The sequence below is a fragment of the Acidiferrobacter sp. genome, assembly GCF_054609335.1.
The window spans coordinates 24,784-49,051 of sequence record NZ_JBTRWP010000021.1 but is presented as its reverse complement, the minus strand read 5'-3'; the positions used below and the strand labels follow the sequence as shown (position 1 = coordinate 49,051).

Genomic DNA, 24,268 nt, shown 5'->3' with positions numbered 1-24,268 from the left:
GGGATCGGGCCGCTCGTAGGCGATGCGGCCGCCCTGGATCGTGATCACGACCTGTCCACGCATCAAGGTCCCGTAGAAGGGGCTGTTACGGCCACGGGTCCGGACCGAGTTTGCCGTCGGCGTCCATTCGGCTTCTGGATCGTAGAGGCAGATGTCGGCAGGTCGCCCGATCGCAAGCGTGCCGGCCGCGAGGCCCAGGAGTGTTGCCGGACGGACGGTGACCGCGGCCAAGGCGTTTTTGAGGGTGAGGACTTTCAGTTCTGCCAGACGCAAGGTCAGGGGCAGGAGCGTTTCGAGTCCGGCGATGCCGGGCTCCGCGTCGCTGAAGGGCCGCTCCTTGGCGTCTTCCTCGTGCGGGAGGTGGTCGGAGCAGAGCGCATCGATCACGCCCCGGGCCACGGCGTCACGCAGGGCGTCGCGGTCGGCGGTCGTGCGCACCGGCGGTCGCAGGCGATAATTGGTGTCGAAGATGCCGACGTCGTCTTCCGTGAAGTACAGCTGGTGGATGGCCGTGTCAGCGCTTACGGCAAGACCCCGCCGCTTGGCTTCGGCGATGAGCGCCACACCGCGCGCCGTCGATATCCCGCAAAAATGCGCACGCGCCCCGATCTCTTCGATCAGCATGAGGGTGCGCGAGATCTCAATGGTTTCGGCGCTTTCCGGTATGCCGGCAAGTCCCAGACGGGTCGAGATGCGTCCCTCGTGTACGACGCCCATCCCGGCAAGCCAGGGATCCTCGGGTGTCAGAAAGATGAGCAGCCCGAGTCCCGAGGCATACTCCAAGGCGTGGCGCAGGACCGCGGTATCTTTTATGGGCAGCGCGGCATTACCGACTCCCACGCAGCCGGCCCGGGAAAGGGCGTGCATGTCGGCGAGATGGGTCCCGCTCAAGCCGCGGGTGAGGGCGCCGATCGGCAGGATCTCTGCACCCCCGCATTGCCGGGCCCGGGCGATCAGCCATTGGGCGGTGGCGGGGGTATCGACGACCGGATCCGTGTCCGGCGGACAGCATAGGCGCGTGATGCCACCGGCGAGCGCCGCGCGCGTCTCGCTCTCGATCGTGCCTTTGTGCTCGAGTCCCGGCTCGCGCACCCGCGCGCGCAGGTCGATGAGCCCCGGGCAGACGACAAGCCCATGGGCCTCTAGCGTGCGATCCGCCTCGAAGCCGGAGGGCGTCTCGCCGACGCCCACGATGACTCCGTCGCGTACGAACAGCGAACACACCGCGTCCAAGTCTTGCGCGGGATCGATCACCCGTCCGCCAATGATGGCTATGTTCACGGTGTTTTGCCCTCCCCGGCGGAGGCGCCGGCCAGGCGCGCGAGTATGGCCATGCGCACCGCGATGCCGTTTGTGACTTGTGGGAGGATGACCGACTGTGGACCGTCGGCCACCTCCGACGCGATCTCAAGCCCGCGATTCATGGGCCCGGGGTGCATCACGATGGCGCCCGGGTCGGCAAGCTCCAGGCGCTCGCGCGTGAGCCCGTACAAGTCGAAGTATTCACGCGCGCTTGGGATGAGTGCCCCGCCCATGCGCTCGAACTGGAGCCGCAGCGTGATGATGACGTCTGCGTCTTTAAGTCCTCGGGCGATGTCCGTGTAGGCTGTGACGCCCAGGCTTTCCACCGCGGCCGGCAGCAGCGACCGGGGAGCAACCACCCGCACCTCCTTTGCGCCCAAGGCCGTGAGGGCATGTATTTGTGAGCGGGCGACGCGTGAGTGCAGCACGTCGCCTACGATCGCCACTGTAAGGCGCCGGAAATCCCCTTTGTAGCGGCGGATCGTGAACATGTCGAGCAGGCCCTGGGTGGGGTGTGCGTGGCGCCCATCGCCTGCGTTGACGACATGCACGTGGTTGGGCACAGATCGGGCGACGAGGTCCGCCGCCCCGCTGACCGGATGGCGGATCACAAAAAGGTCGGTGTGCATGGCTTCGAGGTTGCGGACCGTATCGAGCAGGCTTTCGCCCTTCTGGGTTGCCGACACGCTCGTGTTGATGTTGATTATGTCGGCCGACAGGCGCTTGCCGGCGATCTCGAAGGTCGTGCGGGTGCGCGTGCTCGACTCGAAGAACAGATTGACGATCGTTTTGCCGCGCAAGAGCGGTACTTTCTTGATCTCGCGCTCACCTACGCTTATGAACGATTCGGCCGTATCCAGGATCTCGGTCATCGCCTGGGCGCTCAGGTCCTCGGTCGTGAGGAAGTGCCTGAGCCTGTGGCCATTGCCGGTTCGCGCGGGAGTCACTCGGTCTTCTCCAGTATTTTGATGCCGAGGGGGTTGGGGCCGGTCAGCTTAATGTGCTGCCGTGGTTTGAGCGCGACTGCGGCCCCGACAATATCGGGTTGCACGGGCAGTTCGCGGCCATCCCGTACGATGAGTACCGCAAGCGCGATCGATGCCGGGCGTGCGAAATCAAAGATCTCGTTCAGCGCCGCTCGTATCGTGCGTCCCGTATGCAGGACATCGTCCACGAGAATGATGTGGCGGCCATCAAGGGCGATCGGGAGATGCGATGTCTTGACCTGCGGGTGTATGCCGATTTGGCTGAAGTCATCCCGATAAAAGGAGATGTCGAGCGTTCCGAGCGGCTCTTCGAGTCCGAGTCGCTCATGGAGGCGTTCAGCGACCCATACACCGCCCGTATGGATTCCGATCAGGACCGGATGGCGCTCCATGAAGGCCTGAGCGCCATCGGCCATGCGTGCAAGCGCTCCTTCCACGTCGATCACGGATGCCCCATTCCTTTGTCCAGTTCATGTGAGCGCGCCCTGAATCGCGGCTCATCAAAGAACGCCTGTAGTATGGTGACGGCGGCCAGCGTGTCGAGCATGGCCTTGCGCCGGGTCTTGCGCGCGCCCGTCTCCTTGACGTGCTCGCGCACCGCGACTGTGGTCAGCCGTTCATCGACCCAGTATACCGGCAGATGATAGCGGCCGTCCAAACGTCGCCCAAAGCGCAGGCTCAAGGCTGTCATGGGGTTGTCGGTGCCGTCCATGTTGCGCGGTAAGCCCACGACCAAGCCCTCGGGTTGCCAGAGCTGTATGAGGCGCGCGATGGCGTCCCAATCGGGCCCGCTCTTCAGGCCCGCGACGCACCCGGCCCCCTCCGCGCGCCCGGTCGGAAGGCGGCCGACGGCGACCCCTATGCTTTTTGTGCCGAAGTCGAATCCCAGGAAGGTCTGCGCGCTCACGCGTGGCCCGCGTCCCCGCACAGTTGGGCCATGTCGACGCCGAGCAGATGGGCGGCTGCCGACCAGCGCGCCTCCACGGGCGTATTGAAGAGGATCTCGGAACTCGCCGGGACACTGAGCCAGGCGTTATCGGCCATCTCCTTTTCGAGTTGCCCGGGGCCCCAGCCCGCGTAACCGAGCGCGAGCAGGAAATGCTCAGGTCCGCTGTCGTGGGCAATGGCGGTGAGAATATCGCGCGAGGTCGATACGCCGAGCGTCTCGCTTACGGCCAGGGTCGACTCAAAGGCCCCGAGCGGTTCGTGGAGCACGAAGCCGCGATTGTTTTGTATGGGGCCGCCCAGATAGACGACCCGGCCCGTTGTCAGTCCCTCGGGGCTCTCGATGTCGAGCTGCCGGAATACGTCGCCGAGCGTGAGGTCGACCGGCCGGTTGATGATAATGCCCATGGCCCCCTCGGCGCTGTGTTCGCAGACCAAGGTCACCGTGCGGAAGAAGTTCGGATCGCCAAGGCCCGGCATGGCGATCAGGAATTGATTGGCGAGCGGTATGGTCGTATTCATAGGCCCTCGCAACGAAGTGGTGGGTGGGCGAGCCCGCCCAAGGCCGAGGCCCCGGGAGCGTCGCATCGCCGGGCGGAAGGGGTTCCAAGCCGCCCTGCTCGTCGATATTCCTGCACCGAACCGCAGTGTGTGAGACGCATCTAGTATCCGGCATGCCCGCGGGTGTTTCAAGGGAAGTGAAGGTCAGGGGGCCGCAGTGGTCGCGGGCGATCCCTCGATCATATGCCCACCTCGGAAACGCCATGTCTCGATAATGGGCAAGACTGCGAGCTTGGATCCCCGCACGGCCGGAAGGGGCGCGAACGGGGCGGCTTTGCGCACCATGGAAAGCGCGGCGTGATCAAGCGCTGGATAGGGTGATGGACGTATGATCTTCACGCTCCTCAAGTCGCCGTTTCTCTGGATTTCGACTTCCAGCACGAGCGATCCTGTGAGGCCGCGCGCCCCGAACAGGTGACGATACTGCAGGCTCCCGATATGTTCCATGCGGCGGACCCAGCGTGCTATGTAGCTCGCATAGGCGAAACGCCGCGCCGTGATCCCGCCACGGCCGGCGCCCACGACGCGTCCGGCGCGCGAGTCCCGACGAATTTCGGCCTTCAGGCGTGCCTCTTCGCCGGCCAGTTGTTTGGCGATACCGAGTTCTTCGGCGATCGCCGCATGCAACTGCCACGCGGGCTTCGCGAATGTGAGTCTGAGCGGACCGCGCCGCGTGCGCAAAAGTCGCAGGTGATCAACAGTGGATTCCCGCGCGCGCCTTTGGGGCGTCGGTCGAGGTGTACCGCCGTTTCTGGGTGTCGCGACAAAGGGTGTATGAGCGGCATGTTTCTTGTGGATCCCGCCCCCGCCCCGGACGTTGACCTGGGCAAGCCGGCGCGCATGGCGGGGCTTTGCATGGCTCGCGCTCTGGACGAGCGTCACATCGAGGACGCGACCGGGCGCTCCGTGCGGGACATTGAAGCGCAGGCCCAGGATAAGCACGAGATGTAAAAGCCCCGCCAGGAAGAGCGCGATCCCCAGACGATCGGCGGCTTTGAGGCGGACCGCCGTCATGCAGGGCGGACACCCGCGACCAGTTTGCGTTCCAGTGCGTCAAAAAGGTCGCCGGCGATGTTCAGATGAAAGATGCGATCGAGTTCGCGCAGGCCGGTCGGGCTCGTGACGTTGATTTCGGTCAGCGATTCGCCGATGACATCGAGCCCCACGAACACGAGCCCCAGCTTTTGTAATACCGGGCCTACGCGGTCGCAGATGCGCCGGTCCGAGGTGCTGAGCGCCTGTCCAACGCCCGTCCCTCCGGCGGCGAGGTTGCCTCGTGTCTCGCCCGGCGCCGGTACGCGCGCCAGGGCAAACGGCACGGGCTCGCCATCGATCATGAGGATGCGCTTGTCGCCTTGGGCGATCGCCGGCAGGTAGCGCTGCGCCATGGTGTAGCGCCCTTCATTGTCGGTCATGGTCTCGAAGATTACGTTCATATTTGGATCGCCTTGGGCGACGCGGAAGACCGAGCTGCCCCCCATGCCGTCCAAGGGCTTCACGATGATATCGCCATGCTCTTCCAGGAAGGCGCGCAAAGCGCCTTTGCGGCTTGTGACGAGCGTAGGCGGCATGCAGTCAGAAAACCAGGTTGCGAAGAGTTTTTCGTTCGCGTCTCTGATACTTGCCGGGTCGTTGACCACGAGTACTCCGGCCCGTTGGGCGTGCTCGAGGAGGTAGGTGGCGTAGATGTAATCCATGTTGAAAGGCGGGTCCTTGCGCATCAATATGATATCGACGTCCAAGAGCCCAAGCTCGTGCGGCGCACCCAATTCGCACCAATCCTCATCGGTTTCACGCACCACCATGCTGCGTGCCTGCGCCATCAGACGGTCGCCGCGCAACTCGAGATCGCGCGCCTCGAGGTAGTCTATTCGATAACCGCGTCGCCCGGCTTCGCGCAGAAGACCTACGGTCGTGTCTTTGTAGGCCTTGATATGGTCGACCGGATCCATGATCACGGCTAAGCTGCGCGTCATGCCTTGTCTCCCGCCGTGCCTTGGAGTTCGCGGGCGGCGGCGAGCAGCGCGAGGCGCGCTATGACGCCATAGGCGTAAAAGCGGTTGGGTCCCGCGTCGGGGGCCTGCGTATCGTCCGGGTTCGAGCAGCTGTCGGCGAAGGCGAGCGACTGGAAGTGCATGCCGGGCGCGTTCAGGTTCTCGTCTATGCCGCGCGTGCTATGCACGCGGTAAAAGCCGCCCACCACGAACCGGTCCACCATGTAAACGACTGGCTCCGCCACCGCCTGTTGGGGTCCTAGTGTCTCGAAGGTGTAGACGCCCTCCTGAACCATGACCTCCCGGACCGTCTGGCCTTCCTTGATCACCGACATTTTATTGCGTTGCTTGCGGTTTAACTGGCGCACCTCGTCGGCGTGGCGTACGGTCATGATCCCCATGCCGTAGGTGCCGGCATCGGCCTTGACGATCACGAAGGGCTCCTGAGTGATGCCGTACTCTCGGTATTTTTCGCGGACTAGCCCCAAGACCTCATCCACGTTTTGGGCCAGGCAATCCTCGCCCTCGCGCTTCTGGAAGTCGATGCGGCCGCAGCGGCGGAAGACCGGGTCGATGAGCCAGGGGTCTATGTCGTTGACTGCGCCGAATTCGACTGCCAGTCGCTGATATTGGGTGAAGTGGTCCGATTTGAGGCGATTCCACCAGCCGAGGGAGAGTGGGGGCATGACGGGTTGTGCGAGCCCTTGCAGGATCTCAGGCGGTCCCGCGGACAGGTCGTTGTTCAAAAGCACGAGGCAAGGATTGAAGCCTGCCACGGCAACGCGATCTCCGTCGCGAATGATGGGGGCCACGGGGAGTACGCGTCCGTTAGCCAAGGTCATCGACGGGGGCGTCTCCCCGTCGGAGAGCAAGGACCCGATTCGGACGTGGTAACCGGCGCGCTCGAGGAGCAGGACGAGCGCGCCAATGTTTTCCCAGTAGAATGTGTTGCGGGTGTGGTTTTCGGGCACAAGCAGGATACGGGCGGCCTTGGGGCAGAGGCGCTCGACCGCCGCCTGCAAGGCTTGGACGCAGAGGGGGTGAAAGGCGGGATTCAGATTGTTGAAGCCGGCTGGGAACAGATTGGTGTCTACGGGGGCCAGTTTGAATCCCGCGTTGCGCAAGTCCACTGAGGCATAGAAGGGCGTGGGGGCGTCGAGCCATCTCTCGTGGAACCACTGCTCGATCCGCGTTTCGCGCTCCAGAAACCGCTCCTCGAGTGCCAAGAGCGGGCCGGTCAGTGCGGTCGTGAGGTGGGGGACGGCTTGGTGGGCGGGCCCAAAGTCCATGAGCGAACCTCGTGTGATCAAGAGAAGGCGAATAGTGACATCATGAGCAGACCAAAGGAAAGGCGGCGCGGGGGGTCCGGCTGAGTTTGCTTGCGCACCGGTTGTTCCCGATATCGCGACCCCTTGGCGGCCGGGTTGGCGATCCGCGCGCTAAAGGCCTAGAATTTTTTATGTGCGCGCTAAATGGATTTTGTCTATGGCGTATGCTAGTAAATCAGTAGGGTGCACAAAGAAGCGCAGGAGCGGCTCGAAGAGGCCGCCTTCGACATAGCGGCGAGGAATCCCGTGAGTATCAAGGTTATGGTAATCGACGACAGCAATACGATACGGCGTACGGCGGAGGCCCTTTTGAAGAAGGCGGGCTACGACGTCTACACGGCGGGCGATGGTTTCGAGGCGATGTCGGTCATCACTGACCGCCGGCCAGACATCATCTTCGTGGACATCATGATGCCTAGGCTGGACGGGTATCAGACCTGCCTCTTGATAAAAAATAATAAGGACTTCAAGAACATACCGGTTATCATGCTATCCAGCAAGGATGGCCTTTTCGACAAGGCCCGGGGACGCATCGCAGGATCCGAGGAGCACGTCAACAAGCCCTTTACGCAGGAAGAGCTGGTAGAGGTCATTGCCCGATATGTGCATTAATCGGGGTGCTGTCGCAAGATACTGCGGGTTTTTCAGTTTTTGATTAGAGAGGAGAGACGCAATAATGGCGATTAAGAGTATCTTGGTGGTCGACGATTCGCCAACCGAACTTCATCTCCTGCAGGAGATGCTGGGTCGCAACGGCTTCACGATTACCACGGCCAGAAGTGGCGAGGAAAGCCTGGAGAAGCTGAAGACCATGCGTCCGGACTTGATCCTCATGGATGTCGTGATGCCCGGAATGAGCGGTTTCGAGGCCACGCGGACCATATCGAAGAGCCCGGCTACGGCCGGCATCCCGATCATTATCTGCACGACCAAGGGTCAGGAAACCGACAAGGCCTGGGGATTGCGCCAAGGGGCTAAGGATTACATCGTGAAGCCCGTGGTGGAAAGCGTTCTGCTCGACAAGATCAGGGCGCTGTGAGCGATCGCGCCCAAGACAGCGCCTTTGCCCTGCTCGTCAAGATGCAGGCTGAGGCGCGCGCTTGCGCCCCCGGCTTGCCGGAACAGGCGGAGGCGACCCCCTTATGGAGCGGGCTTGGGTTTCGTTTGGCAGGGTTATCGCTTCTTGTGTCTCTCGACCAAATAGCCGAGGTCTTGGTCCGGCCCGAGGTAACGCGGGTTCCGGGCACGAAACGATGGGTGAAGGGTGTCGCCAATGTGCGTGGCTCCCTGCTTACCATCATCGATCTTGCTGAGTACTTCGGGAAAGCACCCGTCCCCGTGGACGACAAGGCACGCCTGCTCGTCATGCATGTTGGGGATTTCAGTACGGCGCTGGTGGTAAACGAGGTTTTGGGTTTGAAGCATTTCGATGCCGAGCGGGATCGGCGCGACATCGCGGGGCTCGACAACGCGGTCCTTATGCATGTGCAGACCGCATATGTTCAGGACGAGACGTTGTGGGGCGTCTTTGATCTGCGTTCGCTGACGGAAAGCCTGACTTTCAAGCATGTGGCGGCCTGACAACGGCACGGGAAGTCGTTGAACGCGCAAGAACAACTACGAGGAATACTGAATATGGTGGCGAGACTATCCAAAAAGAAGGGGGTCGTTTTGGATCAGCCGACCGAAGAATTGGCATCGTTGGGCGGCGCGCAGGGCGAGCAGTTTGTCGACATGCAGCCGACATCCAAGAAAAAGCGTGCCCAGGCTGAACGAGGCAAGAAGGAGGGGCGATCCGGGCGCGGCATAACGGGCGTCTCGGTCCTGCTTTTCCTCATGGTGATTTCGCTGGTCGGGGTGGCCTTCCTATTTGGTTCGGAGGCGCAGCAAGCCAATCGCGACGCCAAGTACATCGAGCAGTCGGACCAGTTGCTTATGCTGTCGCAGCGGATCGCGAAGGACGCGGCGGCGGCGACCCTCGGCGAGGAGAGCGCGTTTAGCGACTTAAAGCGTTCGCGCGTCGATTACCAGCGCATCATCGATACCCTGAAGAATGGCAACCAGGCTCAAGGCATACCGGCAAGCCCGGCGGCGGTACGGTCGGCGCTTTTGGCCCTCGACACCACCTGGGTGGGTGTGCGCCATCACGTCGATGAGATCGTGAAGCAGGAAGAGCCTGCGCTCATGATGCACGACTATGTGGCAACCGTGAATCAGACCGCGCCCATGTTGCTCGCCTTATGGGATGAGATCGTGACCCGGGGCATACGCGCCCACATGTCGCCCCAGCTCATCTATCTTGGGGCCCGCCAAGGCATGCTGAGCCAGCGTATCCCAATGGAGGTGAACTTGTTCGCTCAGGGCGGCAGCTCCGCGGCGGTCGCGGCCGCTGAGTTCGGCGAGGATACCAAACTCTTCAAGGAGACTGAGACACAGCTCGGGCCGCAGCTCCCGGCATCGGTGCGCTCCAAGTTCACCCGCGCCGCGCAGACGTTCACGGCCATGGATCAGAGCGTCCAGGGCATCCTGGCCAACGCCGCTCCGCTGTTCGTAGCCCAGCGGTCGGGCGCCGTGATCTTCCATAGGAGTAACAAGCTGCTCTCGCAAAGCCGTGCGCTCGTGAAGGGCTACGTGGCCCTCTCGCATCAGCGTCGATTTGAAAAGTTCGTGGGTTACGGCTTGGCGGGGCTGTCCCTCGTGTTCCTGCTCTTGCTTGGCCGTAAGCTGGTCGGCGACGAGCGCGTCCGTGCGCGGCAAAGCGCGAATCAGAACCGCGAGACGCAAGACGCCATCTTGAAGTTGCTAGACGAGATGGGTGACCTCGCGGATGGCGATCTGACCATTCAGCCGCAGGTTACAGAGCAGATCACAGGCGCGATCGCGGACTCGATCAACTATGCCGTCAAGGAGATGCGCAACGTCGTGTATCGAATCAACACGACGGCGCAGGAAGTGGCAAGCGCCTCGAATCGAAGCCGCCGCACCGCCGCGGAACTGAACGAGGCCGCCACGCGCCAGGCCGCGCAGATTCTTGCGACGACCGAACGCATACGGACCATGGCGAAATCGATGGACGAGATGTCGCAGAGCGCCGGGAAGTCGGTGGAGGTGGCGCAAGGCTCAGTGCTCACGGCCAAGCGCGGCGCGGAGGCCGTGCAGAACACGATCAAGGGTATGGACGAGATGCGCGAGCAGATACAGGAAACCGCCAAGCGCATCAAGCGTCTCGGTGAAAGCTCGCAGCAGATCGGTGAGATCGTGGAGCTCATCAATGACATCGCCGAGCAGACCAATATCTTGTCTTTGAACGCGGCTATTCAGGCCGCTATGGCGGGTGACGCCGGCCGCGGTTTTGCGGTGGTTGCGGACGAAGTGCAACGACTTGCGGAACGGTCCGGTGGCGCCACCAAGCAGATCGCGGATCTCGTGAAGACCATTCAGGCTGATACCAACGAGGCCGTGAGTTCGATGGAGAAGGCGACCAATGGCGTGGTCGAGGGAACGCGCCTCGCCGATGCCGCGGGCCAGGCCCTAGGCCAGATCGAGTCCGTTTCAGAGCAACTATCGTCACTTATCGTGCGCATTGCCAAGGACGCACACACGCAATCCCAGGCGGCGACCACGGTGTCGACCAGCATGACGGAAATTCAGGAGGCAACGGCGACGACGTCCGCGGGCACGCAGCAAACCGCCGAATCCATCGCCAAGTTGTCCGACCTCGTGGGCGAACTGCAGGCGTCGGTTGCCGGCTTCAAGCTGCCGGCCTAAGGGTCGGCGTGCCGGCCGGGGGTAAGATGGTCACCGAAAGCACTGTAGACCTTGGGACGCTGGGGTGGGTAAAAGACGAGATCGATGAGACCTTGAAGCAGGCGCGGCTTGCCCTTGAGGCCTTCATCGAGCACCAGGGCGACGAGACGAAGCTGCGGCTCTGCGCGACCTATCTGCATCAGGTGAGTGGGACCCTGAAGATGGTCGAGGTCGATGCGCTGGCGGATCTCGTAGCTGAGGCGGAGGCCGCAGTCCAGGCCTTGCTCGAGACAACCGAGGCGCCCCGCGAGCAGGTACTCGAACCCCTGGCCCGGACCTTGTTGTTGCTCCCCGACATTCTCGATCGTGTCCAGACCCGAGGTCTAGGAGACGGCTTGAGCCTGCTTGAGCTTGCAAACGAGTTGCGGGAGAGTCGCGGTGCGCAGGCGCTGCCGCCGCAAGCCTTTTTCCATGTGGATCTATCGGCGCGTCCACCCGGCGCGCTCGCCGGTGACGACAAAGGCTTCGTGGAGGCTTTTCGCCAGCAGCGCCCCATCTTCCAGGCAGCCTTGCTGAAATGGTTGAAGGGCGTGAGCCGCGATGTGAGTGGGCCCTCGATGCCGGATCTCCTGGGTCTTTGGCGTCCACGGGTGGCGTTTGCGCCGATTGCTCAATGTCTGTGGGTGGCGGAGGCCTTTCTCCGTTTCCTTCTCGAGCAAGCCGCTCCCCGTACTGATGACAAAAAGCTCATCTCGCGCCTTGATCAACTTCTAAAGCGCTTCGCCGATGGACAAGATAAGGGCGGCATTCGCGGCGCCTGTGAGCGGCTTACGCGGGACATGCTCTTCGTCTTGCGGGATGCCCATTCGGAAGACGGCACAGTCAGTGCCGTACGGGCCGCCTTTGAACTCGAGGCGCCGTCCGAGGAGGGGCCGCGTGAAGCGTCAATCGCCGCTTTGCGGTCGATCGCGAGCGCTTTGAGTCAGGAGATTGCGCAGGCGCAGTCGTTGCTGTCGCGCTGTTTCGATCCGCAGGAAGACGGGACCTCCGCCAACGATGAACTTGTGCGGCTGCTCGATAAGATGGCCAAGACCTTTACGACCCTGGAGGTCGTTCCTTTGGGTCAGCTGGCCTTGGCGATCGCTGAGGCCTGCCGCGCACTTGCCGCTGGATCTCTCCAGAAATCGGGCGCGGTTGCCATGGCCTTGGCCCAGGGGCTCCTACAGATCGAAGGGGCGGCCCGCGAAATTCCTTACGGGTCCTCTGGTTGGCGTCTAGGGGTGGACGAGCAGTGCCGCGTGCTTGCGAATCTCGCCTCGGTGCCGGATACGAGTGGCATGGAGGTCTCCGAGGCGCCGCTCTCAGCGCAGGATCGGCGCCAGTTGGTCGGCGCGGTTGCAGGCGAGATACGCGCCAACCTCGCGCGTATTGAAGAGGCCTTTTTGGCCTTCGTGGCCTCCCCACGTGATCGCGATGGGTTGGCTGGCATCCCAAGCCTTGCCGCTCAGGTCGAGGCAGCTTTCCGCGTTCTAGAGGAGGAGGCGGCCGCCGGACTGGCTCGCAGTCTCCACGGCGTTTTGAGTCAACTTGCGCAAGGCGGGATTTCCCCGGAAGGCGCGGTGGCCGAGGCGGTGGCGGCGGGGGTTGCGGGCCTCGAGGCCCACGTCAATGGACTGGAGCGCGGACGTCCCCTGCGTCCCATCGAGCTTGCTGATCTCGCGCGGCCCCTGGACGGCGCCTTGGGCGGCCGTGTAGCGGCACGGGAAGGGCGCGTGGAAGGCGCGCCCGCGCACGCGGTGGCGGGGCCGTCCTTGTCAGTCGCCGATCTTGCTATCGACCCGGAGATCCTCCCGGTTTTCCTGGAGGATGCGCATCAGGCCGTGGCGCAGCTCGAGGAATCGCTGCCGGTTTGGGGGGCCGATCTATCCAATGAGAGCGCCGTGGGCGTGGCGCGGCGTGCCTTCCATACTCTGAAAGGCAGTGGGCGCATGGTGGAGGCCGGTGAGATCGCCGAGCTTTCCTATGACGCCGAGAGCCTGCTGAATAAAATTCGTGCGCGCGATCGTGTCTCCGATGCGCAGGTGTTGGCCTGGATCGTGCGGGCCTATGAAGCGGTGCGTGATTGGGTTCAGGCCGTCGAGCAAGGTCATAGGCTCCCGGAAATGGCCACGATCCGCGAGGCGCTTCAGGCCTTGGTCGCGGGCCGTGAACCCCGGCCGTTCGAGGCGCAGGCGCCCGCGATGGATGCTGAGCCCGTTTTGCCCGAGGGTCTGGTACCCATCCCGGCGTTCGAGGACCAAGGGAGCCAGGAGTCGCTTGAGGCTGTAACCCTTCCCGGAGATGCGAATCTCTTTCCGGAAGGCGCAGCCCGCTTCCCGCAGGAAACGTTTGAGGCCGTATCCATTCCCGAGGACGCGGCTCCCATCCCGGAAGACGTTGCGTCCGAACCGCAAGCGCTGTCCTCCGAGGCGGCCACGGGCCACTCGGACGGCATCCCCCTGGTGCTGGCGGACCCGCTGCTACGCGATATCTTTGCCGCAGAGACGCGTGACCATCTGCGTGTTCTGCGCGCCGCCATATCGGAAGGGCTCGATCGCGCGGTGTCGGCGCATCTGCTGCGCGCCGCCCATACCATGCAGGGGAGCGCCCGTTCGGTGGCGCTCGTGGCCATGGCCGAATCCTGCGCTGGCGTCGAACATTACTTGCAGGCACGCGAAATTGAGCAAAAGCCCCTGGGGGCTGAGGGCGTGGATTTACTGACCGGTCTTGCCACCGCGACCGAGGGCCTGCTGGCGGCGCTCGATAGCGGAACAGACCCGGCGGCGCCCTTTGTGGAACTCAGCGCCTACCTAGCTGTGCGCGCCCGCGAGGACATGCCCGCTCCAGGGCTCACTTGGTGGCAAAAGAATCTGGCCTTGGCCGAAGGGCCCCGTGAGGCCCCGACGGAAGCGGGTGAGCCCGCGAGCCCGCCGGAGGCCTGGGCGCCGGCCCCCGATGTCATGGGCTCGATATCGGATGTGCGCGAGGAGACGGTCGTCTCGGCACCCGTCCGGGAGGATGTCGGTGCCCCCGCCGATGAGGCGATCGATCCAGAGCTGCGCGACATATTCCGTGACGAGGCGCGCGACCTCTTGGATGGTTTCGAGGCGGCGCTTGCTCAATGGCGCGTTCATCGCGAAAGATCCGACCAGCTCGACTCTCTAAAGCGGGTCTTGCATACCCTGAAGGGGGGCGCGCGGATGTGCGGGGCGTTGCGCATGGGCGATCTCGCGCACGCTACCGAAGATCTCTTGCGACGCGTGGAGGAGGGCAGCTATCCGCGCGACGAGGCTTTGTTCGCGCTTTTGGATTCCGCGGCTGAGCATTTGGGAGAGCTCTACAAGGCATTCATTTCCGGTCGCAGCACTTTGGATGGGTCGCGTGAACGGACCTTGCTCGCGCAACTCCAGGGGAAGCCGGTAGCGTCAGAGCCGGCCGAATCGGCGCAGGAGTGGGTCCCCGAAGCGACACCGGCACCGGTCTTCGCACCCACTGCGGCGACCACCGATTCGCCACCGGCCAATGATCCGGCTGAGGACCTATTCAAGACTGAGACCGCAAGCCAGGTGCGGGTGCGGACCGCGCTTCTGGATCGGCTGGTGGCGTATGCAGGCGAGGTCAGTATCGCGCGCTCGCGTATGGAGCAGCAGGTCTTCAGCCTTAAGGATCATCTGGCGGAGCTAAACGGAAACGTGAAGCGTTTCCGGGAGCAGGTTCGCGAGCTCGAGATCCAGGCCGAATCGCAGATCGTGTCACGCGCGCAGATCGACGAGGGCAATGTGGCTCAGGACTTCGATCCCTTGGAGTTCGACCGCTTCTCGAGGCTGCAACAGCTGTCCCGTGGCCTCACCGAAAACCTGCACGATTTGATCACGCTTCACGGCACCCTTGACGGGGTGGCAAGTCAGGCAGAGGCCGTACTTCAACAACAGGCGCGCGTCAACACGGAGCTCCAGGAAGGACTCATGCGTACGCGCATGGTGAGCTTCGCGACGCAGGCCCACAGGTTGCGCCAGATCGTCCGGCAGACGTCGCGCGAACTGAACAAGCGCGTCGAGCTCGTGCTAAGCGGCACCGACGTTGAACTCGATCGCCATCTGCTGGAGAGGATGGTCGGTCCCTTCGAGCACATGATCCGCAACGCCATAGATCACGGCATCGAGCCGGTCGTCGAGCGGGGACAGTCAGGGAAGCGTGCGGTCGGTACCATCACCATCCAGGCAACACAGGAAAGCGGCGAGATCGTAATCCGTGTGTCGGATGACGGCGCGGGGCTCAACATTGATCGCATACGCGCCAAGGCCATAGAGCGCAAGCTCGTTCCGACCGCAGCGCTCGTGAGCGACGAGCAGGTTATGCAGTTCATTCTGCTCCCAGGTTTCTCGACCGCCACGAAGATAACGCACCTGTCGGGTCGCGGCGTGGGTATGGATGTCGTGCACAGCGAGGTGAAGAAGCTGGGCGGCTCCATCAGCGTCGATACGCGTGTCGGGCACGGTACATCTTTCGTGATCCGACTACCGCTCACCTTGTCGATTGCGCAGGCGCTCGTGGTCGGGTGCGGTGACCAGGTGTTCGCGGTCCCGCTCGCCGCCATCGTCAATATCGTCGAGGCGCCGGCCGGGGCGGTGGCGGAGGCCTTGCGGGCCAGCCGCCCAACTCTGCGTTATGGTGGGAAGGACTATCCGTTCATGGACCTCGGCGCGCGTCTCGGTGTCCCCCGCGGGGTCGCCTTGCCGCGCAAGCTCCCGGTTCTGCTCGTGCGCTTGGACGCCCGCGAGGTGGCGGTCGCCGTTGACACCCTCTCGGGTACCCGCGAGGTGGTGGTCAAGTCTCTAGGACCCCAATTGACCGAGATACGGGGGCTCTTCGGGGCCACGATCCTAGGCGATGGGCGCGTCCTGCTCATCCTCGACATCCCGGCGTTGTGGAGCGAGGACGAGGGCTTGCGTGTCGCGCACGCCCCGGTGGACGTGCCCGTGGCGGCGCGGCCTTATGTGCTGGTGGTCGACGATTCCTTGACCGTGCGCAAGGTGACGAGCCGCTTCCTGCAAAAACAAGGATTCGATGCGGCCACCGCCAAAGACGGGGTGGAAGCCCTGGAGCAACTTCGTGAGCGGGTTCCGGACGTGATGCTCGTCGATATCGAGATGCCGCGCATGGACGGTTACGAGCTCACCGCGCGCATACGCGAGGACGTGCGACTCCGTCACATCCCCATCATCATGATCACGTCGCGGTCGGGCCATAAGCATCGCGATCGGGCCATGTCGCTCGGGGTCGATGTCTATCTCGGGAAGCCGTACCAAGAGGAAGATTTGCGTAAGGAGATCGAGGTCTTATTGCGGCGAGGCCACGTATGACGGATTCACGACACTATCTGGAGCTACGCTTCGCCGGACAGACCTTCCTTATGCCCAATAGCTCGGATATTTCGGTCGAGCCGCGCGAGAATATGCAGCTTGAGCGCAGGGCTCGGGCCGCCGCCTTGCGCACGGTGCAAGGAGAGTCGTGGCTCGCCTATGCCCTGGACCCGGATTGGTCGCCGCTTTCAGAGAGTCCTTGGACGCGGGCCGTGTTCATGAGCTTCGGGGCCTCTCAGCCGGTCGGGCTCTTGGTTGACGAACTCAAACTCATGCCGGTCGGCAGCCTGCGTATCGAGCCTTTTACGCCTCTCGGACCCGCGCCCGTGCCCGGGCGGCACCTGTTCCCGGCGGCGGCCGTGGGCGGGCGCGCGCCCATTCTGGTCATGGCACCCGAGGGCCTCGCCGCCTATCTGCGCTCGTTAGGAGGTGATAATGGCCTTGGCGAATGATCGTATTCACGCCTTGTTATTGCCGGTCTCGGATCGCTATCTCTTGGTTCCGAGCGCGCTCGTGGCCGAGATCGCGGTCGTCGATGCGCTGACGCCGGTGCCTTTGAGTCCGCCGTGGGTCCTCGGGGCCATGATATGGCGCTCACGGCCACTTGCGCTCTGTGACCTGGGACGCTTCTGGGGACCGCCTGCGACCGTGGAGCCTAAATCGCGTGCTGTGGTGTTCTATCCCTTGCCGGGCCGTTTGCCGACCGAGTTCTTTGCGGTCCTCACGAACGCCGAGCCGCAATCGCGGACGATCGAGTCCCCGGCGGTTCTACTGACCGACGATGACGCGGTGCATCCCTATCTTGCGGTGTCGCTCGACATCGACGGAAAGCGCGCCGGCATACCGGATATCGTGAGTCTGAAAGAGCTCTTTTACGACGCCACCGCCGTGGCGTGATCTATCGCTGCAATCAATACCGCCACGATCTTGCGGATCTCGTCTTCCTGGATCACATAGGGCGGCATGAGGTAGAGGGTGTCGCCGAGGGGTCGCAAGAGGGCCTCGTGATCCAAGCCATAGCGATAAACGGCAAGTCCCCGGCGTTCGCTCGCGGGATAGGCTTGGCCGGTCGTTTTGTCAGCGACGAGGTCCAAAGCGGCAATCATGCCGGTCTGGCGGATCGAGGCGACGTGCGGGTGGTCGCGTAAGGCGCCCAGGGCCTCCCCCATGATGGTGGCCAGCACTCGGTTCGAGGCAATCCAGTCGCCTTGCGCAAAGATCTCGAGCGTGGCGAGGGCGGCCGCGCACGCCAAGGCGTTACCCGTATAACTGTGCGAATGCAAGAAGGCCTTGCCCGTGCTGTAGTCGGCAAAAAATGCCTCGTAGACCGTATCCGTCGTGAGGCACACCGAAAGGGGTAAGTAGCCCCCCGTGAGCCCCTTCCCCAGCAAGAGAAAATCCGGGCGGATGCCCGCCTGTTCGCAGGCGAACAATGTCCCCGTGCGCCCGAAGCCGACTGCGATCTCGTCGGCTATGAGGTGTACGCCGAACTCGTCGCACAGCGCCCGCAGACCCTTGATATACGCAGGGTCGTGCATGCGCATCCCGCCCGCGCATTGCACAAGGGGTTCCACGATCACGGCGCATAGGGTCTGGTTGTGTCGCACCAGGATCTCTTTCATGCCCGCCAGGGCGCGCTCGGCCTGCCGGGCGCAGTCCATGCCGGCCTCGTTTTGTCGGCAGTCGGGCGATGGAGCGACATAGGTCTTGAAGAGCAGCGGCTCGTAGGGCGCTTTGTAAAGCCCAACGTCGCTCACCGACAGCGCGCCGACCGTTTCTCCATGGTAGGAGTGCGCGACAGTCACGAACTCGGTCCGCTGTGCTTGTCCTATGTTGCGCCAGTAATGGAGACTCATCTTGAGGGCGATCTCGACGGCCGACGAACCGTTGTCCCCAAAGAAGCATCGGCTAAGGCCCGGGGGCGCGAGTGCGATCAGCTTTTCGGAGAGCGTTATGGCGGGCTCATGCGTGAAGCCCGCGAGCAGGACATGCTCAAGTTCACTCAGTTGTCGCCGGATGGCCTCGTTGATGGCCGGATGCGCATGACCGAAGAGGTTCACCCACCAGGAGCTGATCGCGTCCAGATAGCGTCGCCCCTCGAAGTCCTCGAGCCACACGCCATGGGCGCGGCGGATGGGAATTAAGGGGAGAGCCGGGTGGTCGTGCATCTGCGTGCACGGGTGCCAAAGGACTTTGAGGTCACGCTCGACTAAGGGGCTATTGGGCATAGTGGCAATCGGTCCGATGTGAATGCGCAAGCGGGGCACCGGCTGGGGCCCCGTTCCTTTGCTGCCCCCCGCGGGGGTATGTCGGGTTGCGGTCTTTCATCATAGCGTGGGCGCCGCTTGGCACCAAACCACACCTTGCGTCGGTGGGGGTCGGTCGCCCTTCAGTATCCCCAATAGCTCTTCAGGACATGATCTTGGCCGCGGTATTCGGCAGGCGTCGCTACCACGAAGCGCTGCAGGCCGATGGCCTTGAAAAGCGATGCGGGGGCGTTGACGAGTGCCCGCCTCATCTGCGCACGCTGGGCTGCCGACCAGCCGGGGCCCACGGACAGGGCCACGTTGGGGATGGGGGGCGTCGTGACGACCACCGAGACATCGGCTCCTTGCGCCATGGCTTGGGCGACCAGTGGGGTCGGAATCATGGCGGCATCGACTTTGTGCGTGGCCAGCAGGCGAAATTCGGCCGCGGCATCGCGCGCGCCTACGACGATGGGGCGCCGGGTAGGGTGCGGAAACATACGATTCAAGAGTGCCGCACCCATGCTCGGTATGCCGAGCGAGGCCACGGGCAGGCCTACGAGCGCGGAGGGTCCAAGCACCATCTCCGAGCCACGCACCACCAGGGAATAAGAGACGGTTCCCGGCTCCTTGACGAGCAGGTGGTAGCCTAAATGCTGCAGCCGGTAGTCGGTGAAGTGCGCAGCGTCCAGCACGAAGGTGGGGCCCGGCTGCCGACCCATGTTCTGCCAGTAGACGATGAAGTTGGGGCTCGTGATGATGTGGCATGGATCGCCAAGCAGCTGTCCCAGGTAGCGTGCGAGCGGCGCGAAGGCCTTATGCGTTGCCCGCTGTCCCAAGACGGGCTGTATGGACAGCGAAAGTTGGGCCGCGTGGAGGCTTGAGACCAGGGACAATGCCCATAGCGCTGATTGCAGCGCAGTGCGTGTTTGCCTCACCATACACACCCCCAAGCTTGCGCCCTGCGACTTATGTCTCGCCCCAAGTATAGACAGGGCTCGATCAAGGTGTGCCATAATGCAGACCCCACGGCGTGCCAGATACATGAGGCGGTATGGTCAGCACAGAAACTCCGGTTTGCGATTTCGGGCGGCCCGCCCCCGATTTTGCGCTTCCCGCCACCGACGGCCGGGTCCTCACGCTGGCCGATGTGCGCGGCGAGCGTGGCCTGCTTGTCATGTTCATCTGTAATCATTGCCCCTACGTGAAGGCCATCCGCGACCGCCTCATCCGCGATGTGGTGGCCCTGCGCGCCGAGGGGATCGGCAGCTGCGCCATTATGTCCAACGACCCCAAGGACTATCCGGAAGATTCGTTCGCCCATATGCAGCGCATTGCGCAGGAATATCGTTTCCCGTTTCCGTACCTGTACGACGAGACGCAGGAGGTTGCACGTCGTTTCGGGGCCGTATGCACGCCCGATTTCTTCGGCTATGGGGCCGACCTGACCCTTCAGTATCGCGGCCGCCTTGATGCGAGCCGCAAGGAGCCTGCGCCGGACGCCAGGCGTGATCTGTTCGAAGCTATGGTCCAAGTGGCGCGTACCGGTGTAGGCCCGCACGACCAGATTCCAAGTATCGGCTGCTCGATCAAATGGAAGGAGGCATGACCGTTTGATGGGCGATCAGGGCCTCGATCCTTGCAGCTATGCCGGACTCGAGGTCCTGGAAGGTCTCGTTCGGACCGTCGCCCATCGTGAGATCATGCCGCGCTTCGGCGCGAGCGGGTCGCGGCTCAAGGAAGACGGGAGTCTTGTGACCGCAGCCGATACCGCAGTCCAGGCGTGGCTTACGGAGGAACTCCGGATACGTTGGCCCAATTTCGGCATGGTCGGCGAGGAGATGTCGGAAGCCGAGCAGTACGCCGCACTTCAGTCCCCGCATGGTGTCTGGTGTCTCGATCCGCTCGATGGGACCACCAATTTCGTCAATGGGCTGCCTTTTTTCGCCGTGTCCCTGGCCCTCTTGCAAGAGGGTGAGGCGGTCCTCGGTCTGGTCTATGATCCGGTACGCGCGGAGTGCTTCAAGGCGCTGCGCGGCCAGGGCGCTTGGCTGAATGCACAGCGCCTGCCCGAGCCCGGACGCCCCCCCGCCCTGCGCCGCTGCCTGGCGTTCGTGGATTTCAAGCGATTAAAGCCCCGGCTCGCGGGACGCCTCGGCGTGGATCCGCCCTACGGGTCGCAGCGCAACTGCGGATCGTGCGCGCTCGACTGGTGCTGGCTGGCAGCCGGGCGCGTCCATCTCTATCTGCATGGAGGTCAGAAACTGTGGGATTACGCGGCCGGCAGCCTGATTCTGAGAGAGGTGGGCGGCATTGCGACCACTCTTGAGGGCGATCGCCTGTCTTATGGTGACTTGAAGCCCGCCTCCGCCGTGGCGGCGCGGTCCGCTGATCTTTATGAGGCTTGGCGGGCCTGGATTAGCCATAACGCCTGAGGCCGCTTGCGCGCGGCTATTGCCGAACAGGGGCAGGTGAGGGAAAATACGCGGCTCTTGACCGCGGTTGGGTTCGTTGCGCCCGACCCAGGTGACGGTAGATTGCGTCCCTTTGGTGGGAGATTGAACCGCCAAGGGGATTTTTCTTGTCAGTAGACCGAAAGTTTGGGCGCGATTAAAGGCATGTTTCATCATGGGTGGGGCGGACGGTAGGGCAGGATCTGCCTGGGCCGTCTAGCCTGATCGAGGAGCAGCAAGATGCAAAAGAGACCGATCCTGTTGGGGATCGTCGGTGATTCGGCGGCCGGAAAGACGACAATTACGAGCGGCATCGCGAAGGTTATCGGGCAGGATAGGTGCACGATCATCTGCACTGACGACTATCATAAGTATAACCGCGTACAGCGTGCCGAGAAGGGGCTCACGGCCCTGCATCCGGACTGCAACTACATGGACGTCATTGAGCAGCACTTGCACCTGCTCAAGAATGGCCAGCCGATCCTTAAGCCCCATTATAACCACTCCACGGGTGATTTCGACCCACCGACCTACGTCGAGGCCAAGGATTTCATCATTGTCGAGGGCTTGCTCGGGTTCTCGACCAAGGCAATGCGAGACGCGTATGATGTCAAACTCTATCTCGCGCCGCCTGAGGAGCTACGCTTCCTTTGGAAGATGCGACGCGACACGCAAAAGCGGGGACACACGGCCGAGGCTGTCGCCAAGGAGATGAAGCTGCGTGAGCCGGATTCGGAGGCCTTCATCCGGCCTCAGCGGAAATGGGCGGACATGGTCATCTGTTTCTGGCCGCCCGAGACCGACAAGGAGGAGTCCGGTAGCCGCCTGAACGCCTCTCTGGTCTTGCGCCCGACCTTGCCGCATCCGGATCTGTCGGATGTCCTGGAGCAGGGCGGCAACGGCATCCACATGGAACTGGACCGCGATATGGGTCTGCCGGTCGACCGGCTCGAGATCGACGGCAGTATTTCGGACAAGAAGGCTAAATGCCTGGAGGATCTGTTGTGGCGCCATATTCCGGGCGAACACCACCACCTCCGGCACGATGGCATAGGCGATATCACCGGGACGACGGGCGAGAAGCTCCGGTCGCACCCGCTGGCGCTGACGCAGTTGCTGGTCGCCTACCACCTGTTGAAGGCCGCGTCTGGCCATTACCAGTAAAGATTACTGTTCTTTTCGAGGATCGATCATGTCTGTGAAACCCGAAAGCCGCTCGAGAGCGGAGGGTCAGTTCGACCCCCGTCGCCGCGAACTTGCTAATGCCGTGCGCGCGCTCAGCATGGATGCCGTGCAAAAAGCCAATTCCGGCCACCCGGGCGCGCCCATGGGTATGGCAGATATCGCCGAGGTGCTCTGGAACGATTATCTGAGACACAATCCCGCCAATCCGATGTGGGCCGATCGTGACCGCTTCGTCTTGTCGAACGGTCATGGCTCCATGTTGCTCTACAGTCTGTTGCATCTCACGGGCTACGCCCTGCCGATGGATGAGCTGAAGCGCTTCCGCCAGATGGGATCCATGACCCCGGGGCATCCCGAGTATGGATACACGCCCGGTGTCGAGACCACAACGGGGCCCCTCGGCCAGGGCCTCGCCAATGCGGTGGGGATGGCAATCGCCGAGCGGGCGCTTGCGGGCCAATTCAACAAGCCCGGGCATGATATCGTCGACCACCATACCTATGTTTTCATGGGCGACGGCTGCTTGATGGAGGGGATCTCCCACGAGGCCTGCTCGCTTGCGGGGCACCTCGGTCTCGGAAAATTGATCGGATTCTATGATGACAACGGGATCTCGATCGACGGCGAGGTCCACGGCTGGTTCACCGACGACACCCCGAAGCGTTTCGAGGCCTACGGATGGCACGTGATCCCGCGGGTCGATGGCCATGACGCTACGGCCGTAAAGGCGGCGATAGAGGCTGCGCGCAAGGTCACCGACAAGCCCTCGCTCATCTGCTGCCAGACCGTGATCGGCTTTGGGTCGCCGAACAAGGAGGGCAAGGAAGAGTCCCACGGGGCGGCCTTGGGCGAAAAGGAGGTTGCCGCGACCCGCGAGCGACTCGGCTGGACCCACGGGCCCTTCGAAATTCCTGAAGCCATCTATCGCGGATGGGATGCCAAGGATCGCGGCGCGAAGGCGGAGACTGACTGGCAGCAGCGCTTCGAGAAATACGCCAAGGCGCATCCCGACCTCGCGGCTGAATTCTCGCGACGCATGCGGAGCGAACTGCCCAAGGACTTTGCTGTGCAGGCGGATGCCTTCATAGCCGAGACCAATGCCAAGGGCGCGAGCATCGCTTCGCGCAATGCCTCGCAGAACACATTGAATGCCCTGGGGCCGAAATTGCCCGAGATCATGGGCGGATCCGCTGATCTGGCGGGTTCGAACCTCACGATTTGGTCGGGGTGCCGAGGGGTCTCGGCGGAGAATCCCGGCGGCAACTACATCTATTACGGCGTGCGCGAATTCGGCATGTCGGCCATCATGAACGGTATCGCCTTGCATAAGGGCTTCGTCCCCTACGGCGCCACTTTCCTGATGTTCTCCGAGTACGCCCGCAACGCCTTGCGCATGGCGGCCCTCATGAAGCAACGGGTGATCTTCGTCTACACCCATGACTCCGTAGGCCTGGGCGAGGACGGCCCGACGCATCAGCCGGTGGAACAGCTGGCCACCTTGCGGCTGATCCCGAATATGTCGGTCTGGCGCCCGTCGGATGCGGTCGAATCCGCAGTGGCCTGGAAGGAGGCCGTGTATCGGACAGATGGCCCAAGCTGCCTCGTGTTTTCGCGGCAGAAGTTGGCACACCAGGCGCGCTCCGAGGGGACTCTGAAGCAGATCCGGCGCGGGGGCTATGTATTGGCCGACGCACAGGGCGGTGCACCCGAGGCCTTGATCATCGCTACGGGCTCCGAGGTCGGCATCGCCATGGAAGCCTATAAAGCGCTTACTGAAAAGGGGCGGCGCGTGCGCCTCGTGTCCATGCCGAACGCCGAGGTGTTCGATGCCCAGGACGAGGCCTATCGCGAGTCCGTCCTGCCCAAGGCCGTCGCCAAGCGCGTGGCGGTCGAGGCTGGCGTCACGAGCTATTGGCGCAAGTATGTGGGGCTCGACGGGGCCGTGGTCGGGATCGACCGGTTCGGGGAGTCCGCGCCCGCCGAGGCCTTGTTCCAGCATTTCGGCTTTACAGCGGCCCGCGTGACCGAGACCGTCTTGTCGCTTTTGAAATAGTTTTAGGAGGGCGGGGCTGCGGGGCTAAATGCCGCGCGCGCCCTGCGCCTTTTTCGAATTTCATTC

Annotated in this window: 21 protein-coding genes; 11 read left to right on the top strand and 10 right to left on the bottom strand. The window is 63.1% G+C overall.

The window, feature by feature from the left end:
- The 8 genes from ACYCTF_RS07465 to gshA all read right to left on the bottom strand — a co-directional run.
- Window positions 1-1,281 (bottom strand): dihydroorotase (locus ACYCTF_RS07465; protein WP_461284760.1); only part of this gene is annotated, 1,281 nt, incomplete at its 3' end.
- A complete protein-coding gene (locus ACYCTF_RS07460; protein WP_461283157.1) occupies window positions 1,278-2,249 on the bottom strand; it encodes an aspartate carbamoyltransferase catalytic subunit in 972 nt (323 codons plus the stop codon). The genes ACYCTF_RS07465 and ACYCTF_RS07460, both read right to left, overlap by 4 nt.
- Window positions 2,246-2,704: a bifunctional pyr operon transcriptional regulator/uracil phosphoribosyltransferase PyrR gene (gene pyrR, locus ACYCTF_RS07455; RefSeq protein ID WP_461283165.1), complete on the bottom strand. Its 459-nt coding sequence runs from the start codon at window positions 2,702-2,704 to the stop codon at window positions 2,246-2,248. The genes ACYCTF_RS07460 and pyrR overlap by 4 nt, the downstream gene beginning before the upstream one ends.
- A gap of 26 nt (window positions 2,705-2,730) precedes the next feature.
- On the bottom strand, window positions 2,731-3,195 hold the full coding sequence (ruvX, locus tag ACYCTF_RS07450; protein ID WP_461283156.1) for a Holliday junction resolvase RuvX: 465 nt from the start codon (window positions 3,193-3,195) through the stop codon (window positions 2,731-2,733).
- A complete protein-coding gene (locus ACYCTF_RS07445) occupies window positions 3,192-3,755 on the bottom strand; it encodes a YqgE/AlgH family protein (protein ID WP_461283155.1) in 564 nt (187 codons plus the stop codon). Before ACYCTF_RS07445 ends, ruvX begins: the two co-directional genes overlap by 4 nt.
- 183 nt (window positions 3,756-3,938) lie before the next feature.
- Window positions 3,939-4,808 carry an energy transducer TonB family protein gene (locus ACYCTF_RS07440; protein ID WP_461284759.1) on the bottom strand — a complete coding sequence of 290 codons (870 nt, stop codon included), beginning with the start codon at window positions 4,806-4,808 and terminating at the stop codon, window positions 3,939-3,941.
- On the bottom strand, window positions 4,805-5,770 hold the full coding sequence (gshB, locus tag ACYCTF_RS07435) for a glutathione synthase (RefSeq protein WP_461283153.1): 966 nt from the start codon (window positions 5,768-5,770) through the stop codon (window positions 4,805-4,807). The genes ACYCTF_RS07440 and gshB overlap by 4 nt, the downstream gene beginning before the upstream one ends.
- Window positions 5,767-7,077, bottom strand: coding sequence for a glutamate--cysteine ligase (gshA, locus tag ACYCTF_RS07430; protein ID WP_461283152.1), 1,311 nt, complete (start codon window positions 7,075-7,077; stop codon window positions 5,767-5,769). The genes gshB and gshA overlap by 4 nt, the downstream gene beginning before the upstream one ends.
- A 300-nt stretch (window positions 7,078-7,377) precedes the next feature.
- Between gshA and ACYCTF_RS07425 the strand changes: the two genes are divergently transcribed.
- The 7 genes from ACYCTF_RS07425 (at window position 7,378) to ACYCTF_RS07395 (ending at window position 17,162) form a co-directional block, all read left to right on the top strand.
- The gene (locus ACYCTF_RS07425; RefSeq protein ID WP_461283164.1) at window positions 7,378-7,728 is read left to right on the top strand and encodes a response regulator; all 351 of its coding nucleotides are present in this window, start codon (window positions 7,378-7,380) and stop codon (window positions 7,726-7,728) included.
- A 64-nt stretch (window positions 7,729-7,792) separates the two neighbouring features.
- Window positions 7,793-8,155: a response regulator gene (locus ACYCTF_RS07420; RefSeq protein WP_461283151.1), complete on the top strand. Its 363-nt coding sequence runs from the start codon at window positions 7,793-7,795 to the stop codon at window positions 8,153-8,155.
- Window positions 8,152-8,697 carry a chemotaxis protein CheW gene (locus ACYCTF_RS07415; protein WP_461283150.1) on the top strand — a complete coding sequence of 182 codons (546 nt, stop codon included), beginning with the start codon at window positions 8,152-8,154 and terminating at the stop codon, window positions 8,695-8,697. Before ACYCTF_RS07420 ends, ACYCTF_RS07415 begins: the two co-directional genes overlap by 4 nt.
- A 54-nt stretch (window positions 8,698-8,751) precedes the next feature.
- On the top strand, window positions 8,752-10,884 hold the full coding sequence (locus ACYCTF_RS07410; protein WP_461283149.1) for a methyl-accepting chemotaxis protein: 2,133 nt from the start codon (window positions 8,752-8,754) through the stop codon (window positions 10,882-10,884).
- 26 nt (window positions 10,885-10,910) lie between these two features.
- Complete coding sequence (locus ACYCTF_RS07405) at window positions 10,911-16,265, top strand: hybrid sensor histidine kinase/response regulator (protein ID WP_461283148.1); 5,355 nt, start codon at window positions 10,911-10,913, stop codon at window positions 16,263-16,265.
- On the top strand, window positions 16,262-16,717 hold the full coding sequence (locus ACYCTF_RS07400; RefSeq protein ID WP_461283147.1) for a hypothetical protein: 456 nt from the start codon (window positions 16,262-16,264) through the stop codon (window positions 16,715-16,717). Before ACYCTF_RS07405 ends, ACYCTF_RS07400 begins: the two co-directional genes overlap by 4 nt.
- Complete coding sequence (locus ACYCTF_RS07395) at window positions 16,701-17,162, top strand: chemotaxis protein CheW (RefSeq protein ID WP_461283146.1); 462 nt, start codon at window positions 16,701-16,703, stop codon at window positions 17,160-17,162. The genes ACYCTF_RS07400 and ACYCTF_RS07395 overlap by 17 nt, the downstream gene beginning before the upstream one ends.
- On the opposite strand, the gene ACYCTF_RS07390 is transcribed toward ACYCTF_RS07395, so the two are convergent.
- On the bottom strand, window positions 17,138-18,493 hold the full coding sequence (locus ACYCTF_RS07390) for an adenosylmethionine--8-amino-7-oxononanoate transaminase (RefSeq protein ID WP_461283163.1): 1,356 nt from the start codon (window positions 18,491-18,493) through the stop codon (window positions 17,138-17,140). The two genes, ACYCTF_RS07395 and ACYCTF_RS07390, sit on opposite strands and share 25 nt — an antisense overlap.
- Before the next feature lie 161 nt (window positions 18,494-18,654).
- Window positions 18,655-19,452, bottom strand: coding sequence for a phosphate/phosphite/phosphonate ABC transporter substrate-binding protein (locus tag ACYCTF_RS07385; RefSeq protein ID WP_461283145.1), 798 nt, complete (start codon window positions 19,450-19,452; stop codon window positions 18,655-18,657).
- A 113-nt stretch (window positions 19,453-19,565) separates the two neighbouring features.
- On the opposite strand from ACYCTF_RS07385, the gene ACYCTF_RS07380 reads away from it, so the two are divergent.
- The 4 genes from ACYCTF_RS07380 (at window position 19,566) to tkt (ending at window position 24,202) form a co-directional block, all read left to right on the top strand.
- Window positions 19,566-20,120, top strand: coding sequence for a thioredoxin family protein (locus ACYCTF_RS07380; RefSeq protein ID WP_461283144.1), 555 nt, complete (start codon window positions 19,566-19,568; stop codon window positions 20,118-20,120).
- 7 nt (window positions 20,121-20,127) lie between these two features.
- A complete protein-coding gene (locus ACYCTF_RS07375) occupies window positions 20,128-20,946 on the top strand; it encodes an inositol monophosphatase family protein (RefSeq protein ID WP_461283143.1) in 819 nt (272 codons plus the stop codon).
- A 258-nt stretch (window positions 20,947-21,204) separates the two neighbouring features.
- Complete coding sequence (locus ACYCTF_RS07370) at window positions 21,205-22,128, top strand: phosphoribulokinase (RefSeq protein WP_461283142.1); 924 nt, start codon at window positions 21,205-21,207, stop codon at window positions 22,126-22,128.
- A 28-nt stretch (window positions 22,129-22,156) separates the two neighbouring features.
- The gene (tkt, locus tag ACYCTF_RS07365; RefSeq protein WP_461283141.1) at window positions 22,157-24,202 is read left to right on the top strand and encodes a transketolase; all 2,046 of its coding nucleotides are present in this window, start codon (window positions 22,157-22,159) and stop codon (window positions 24,200-24,202) included.
- Window positions 24,203-24,268: the final 66 nt, after the last annotated feature.

What these genes read in the sequence shown, in the direction of transcription:
- pyrR (WP_461283165.1), bottom strand. Translation starts at nt 2,704, where the DNA reads ATGGCCGATGGCGCTCAGGCCTTCATGGAGCGCCATCCGGTCCTGATC.
- ACYCTF_RS07445 (WP_461283155.1), bottom strand. Translation starts at nt 3,755, where the DNA reads ATGAATACGACCATACCGCTCGCCAATCAATTCCTGATCGCCATGCCG.
- ACYCTF_RS07440 (WP_461284759.1), bottom strand. Translation starts at nt 4,808, where the DNA reads ATGACGGCGGTCCGCCTCAAAGCCGCCGATCGTCTGGGGATCGCGCTC.
- gshB (WP_461283153.1), bottom strand. Translation starts at nt 5,770, where the DNA reads ATGACGCGCAGCTTAGCCGTGATCATGGATCCGGTCGACCATATCAAG.
- gshA (WP_461283152.1), bottom strand. Translation starts at nt 7,077, where the DNA reads ATGGACTTTGGGCCCGCCCACCAAGCCGTCCCCCACCTCACGACCGCA.
- ACYCTF_RS07425 (WP_461283164.1), top strand. Translation starts at nt 7,378, where the DNA reads ATGGTAATCGACGACAGCAATACGATACGGCGTACGGCGGAGGCCCTT.
- ACYCTF_RS07420 (WP_461283151.1), top strand. Translation starts at nt 7,793, where the DNA reads ATGGCGATTAAGAGTATCTTGGTGGTCGACGATTCGCCAACCGAACTT.
- ACYCTF_RS07410 (WP_461283149.1), top strand. Translation starts at nt 8,752, where the DNA reads ATGGTGGCGAGACTATCCAAAAAGAAGGGGGTCGTTTTGGATCAGCCG.
- ACYCTF_RS07405 (WP_461283148.1), top strand. Translation starts at nt 10,911, where the DNA reads ATGGTCACCGAAAGCACTGTAGACCTTGGGACGCTGGGGTGGGTAAAA.
- ACYCTF_RS07400 (WP_461283147.1), top strand. Translation starts at nt 16,262, where the DNA reads ATGACGGATTCACGACACTATCTGGAGCTACGCTTCGCCGGACAGACC.
- ACYCTF_RS07395 (WP_461283146.1), top strand. Translation starts at nt 16,701, where the DNA reads ATGGCCTTGGCGAATGATCGTATTCACGCCTTGTTATTGCCGGTCTCG.
- ACYCTF_RS07390 (WP_461283163.1), bottom strand. Translation starts at nt 18,493, where the DNA reads ATGCCCAATAGCCCCTTAGTCGAGCGTGACCTCAAAGTCCTTTGGCAC.
- ACYCTF_RS07385 (WP_461283145.1), bottom strand. Translation starts at nt 19,452, where the DNA reads ATGGTGAGGCAAACACGCACTGCGCTGCAATCAGCGCTATGGGCATTG.
- ACYCTF_RS07380 (WP_461283144.1), top strand. Translation starts at nt 19,566, where the DNA reads ATGGTCAGCACAGAAACTCCGGTTTGCGATTTCGGGCGGCCCGCCCCC.
- ACYCTF_RS07375 (WP_461283143.1), top strand. Translation starts at nt 20,128, where the DNA reads ATGGGCGATCAGGGCCTCGATCCTTGCAGCTATGCCGGACTCGAGGTC.
- ACYCTF_RS07370 (WP_461283142.1), top strand. Translation starts at nt 21,205, where the DNA reads ATGCAAAAGAGACCGATCCTGTTGGGGATCGTCGGTGATTCGGCGGCC.
- tkt (WP_461283141.1), top strand. Translation starts at nt 22,157, where the DNA reads ATGTCTGTGAAACCCGAAAGCCGCTCGAGAGCGGAGGGTCAGTTCGAC.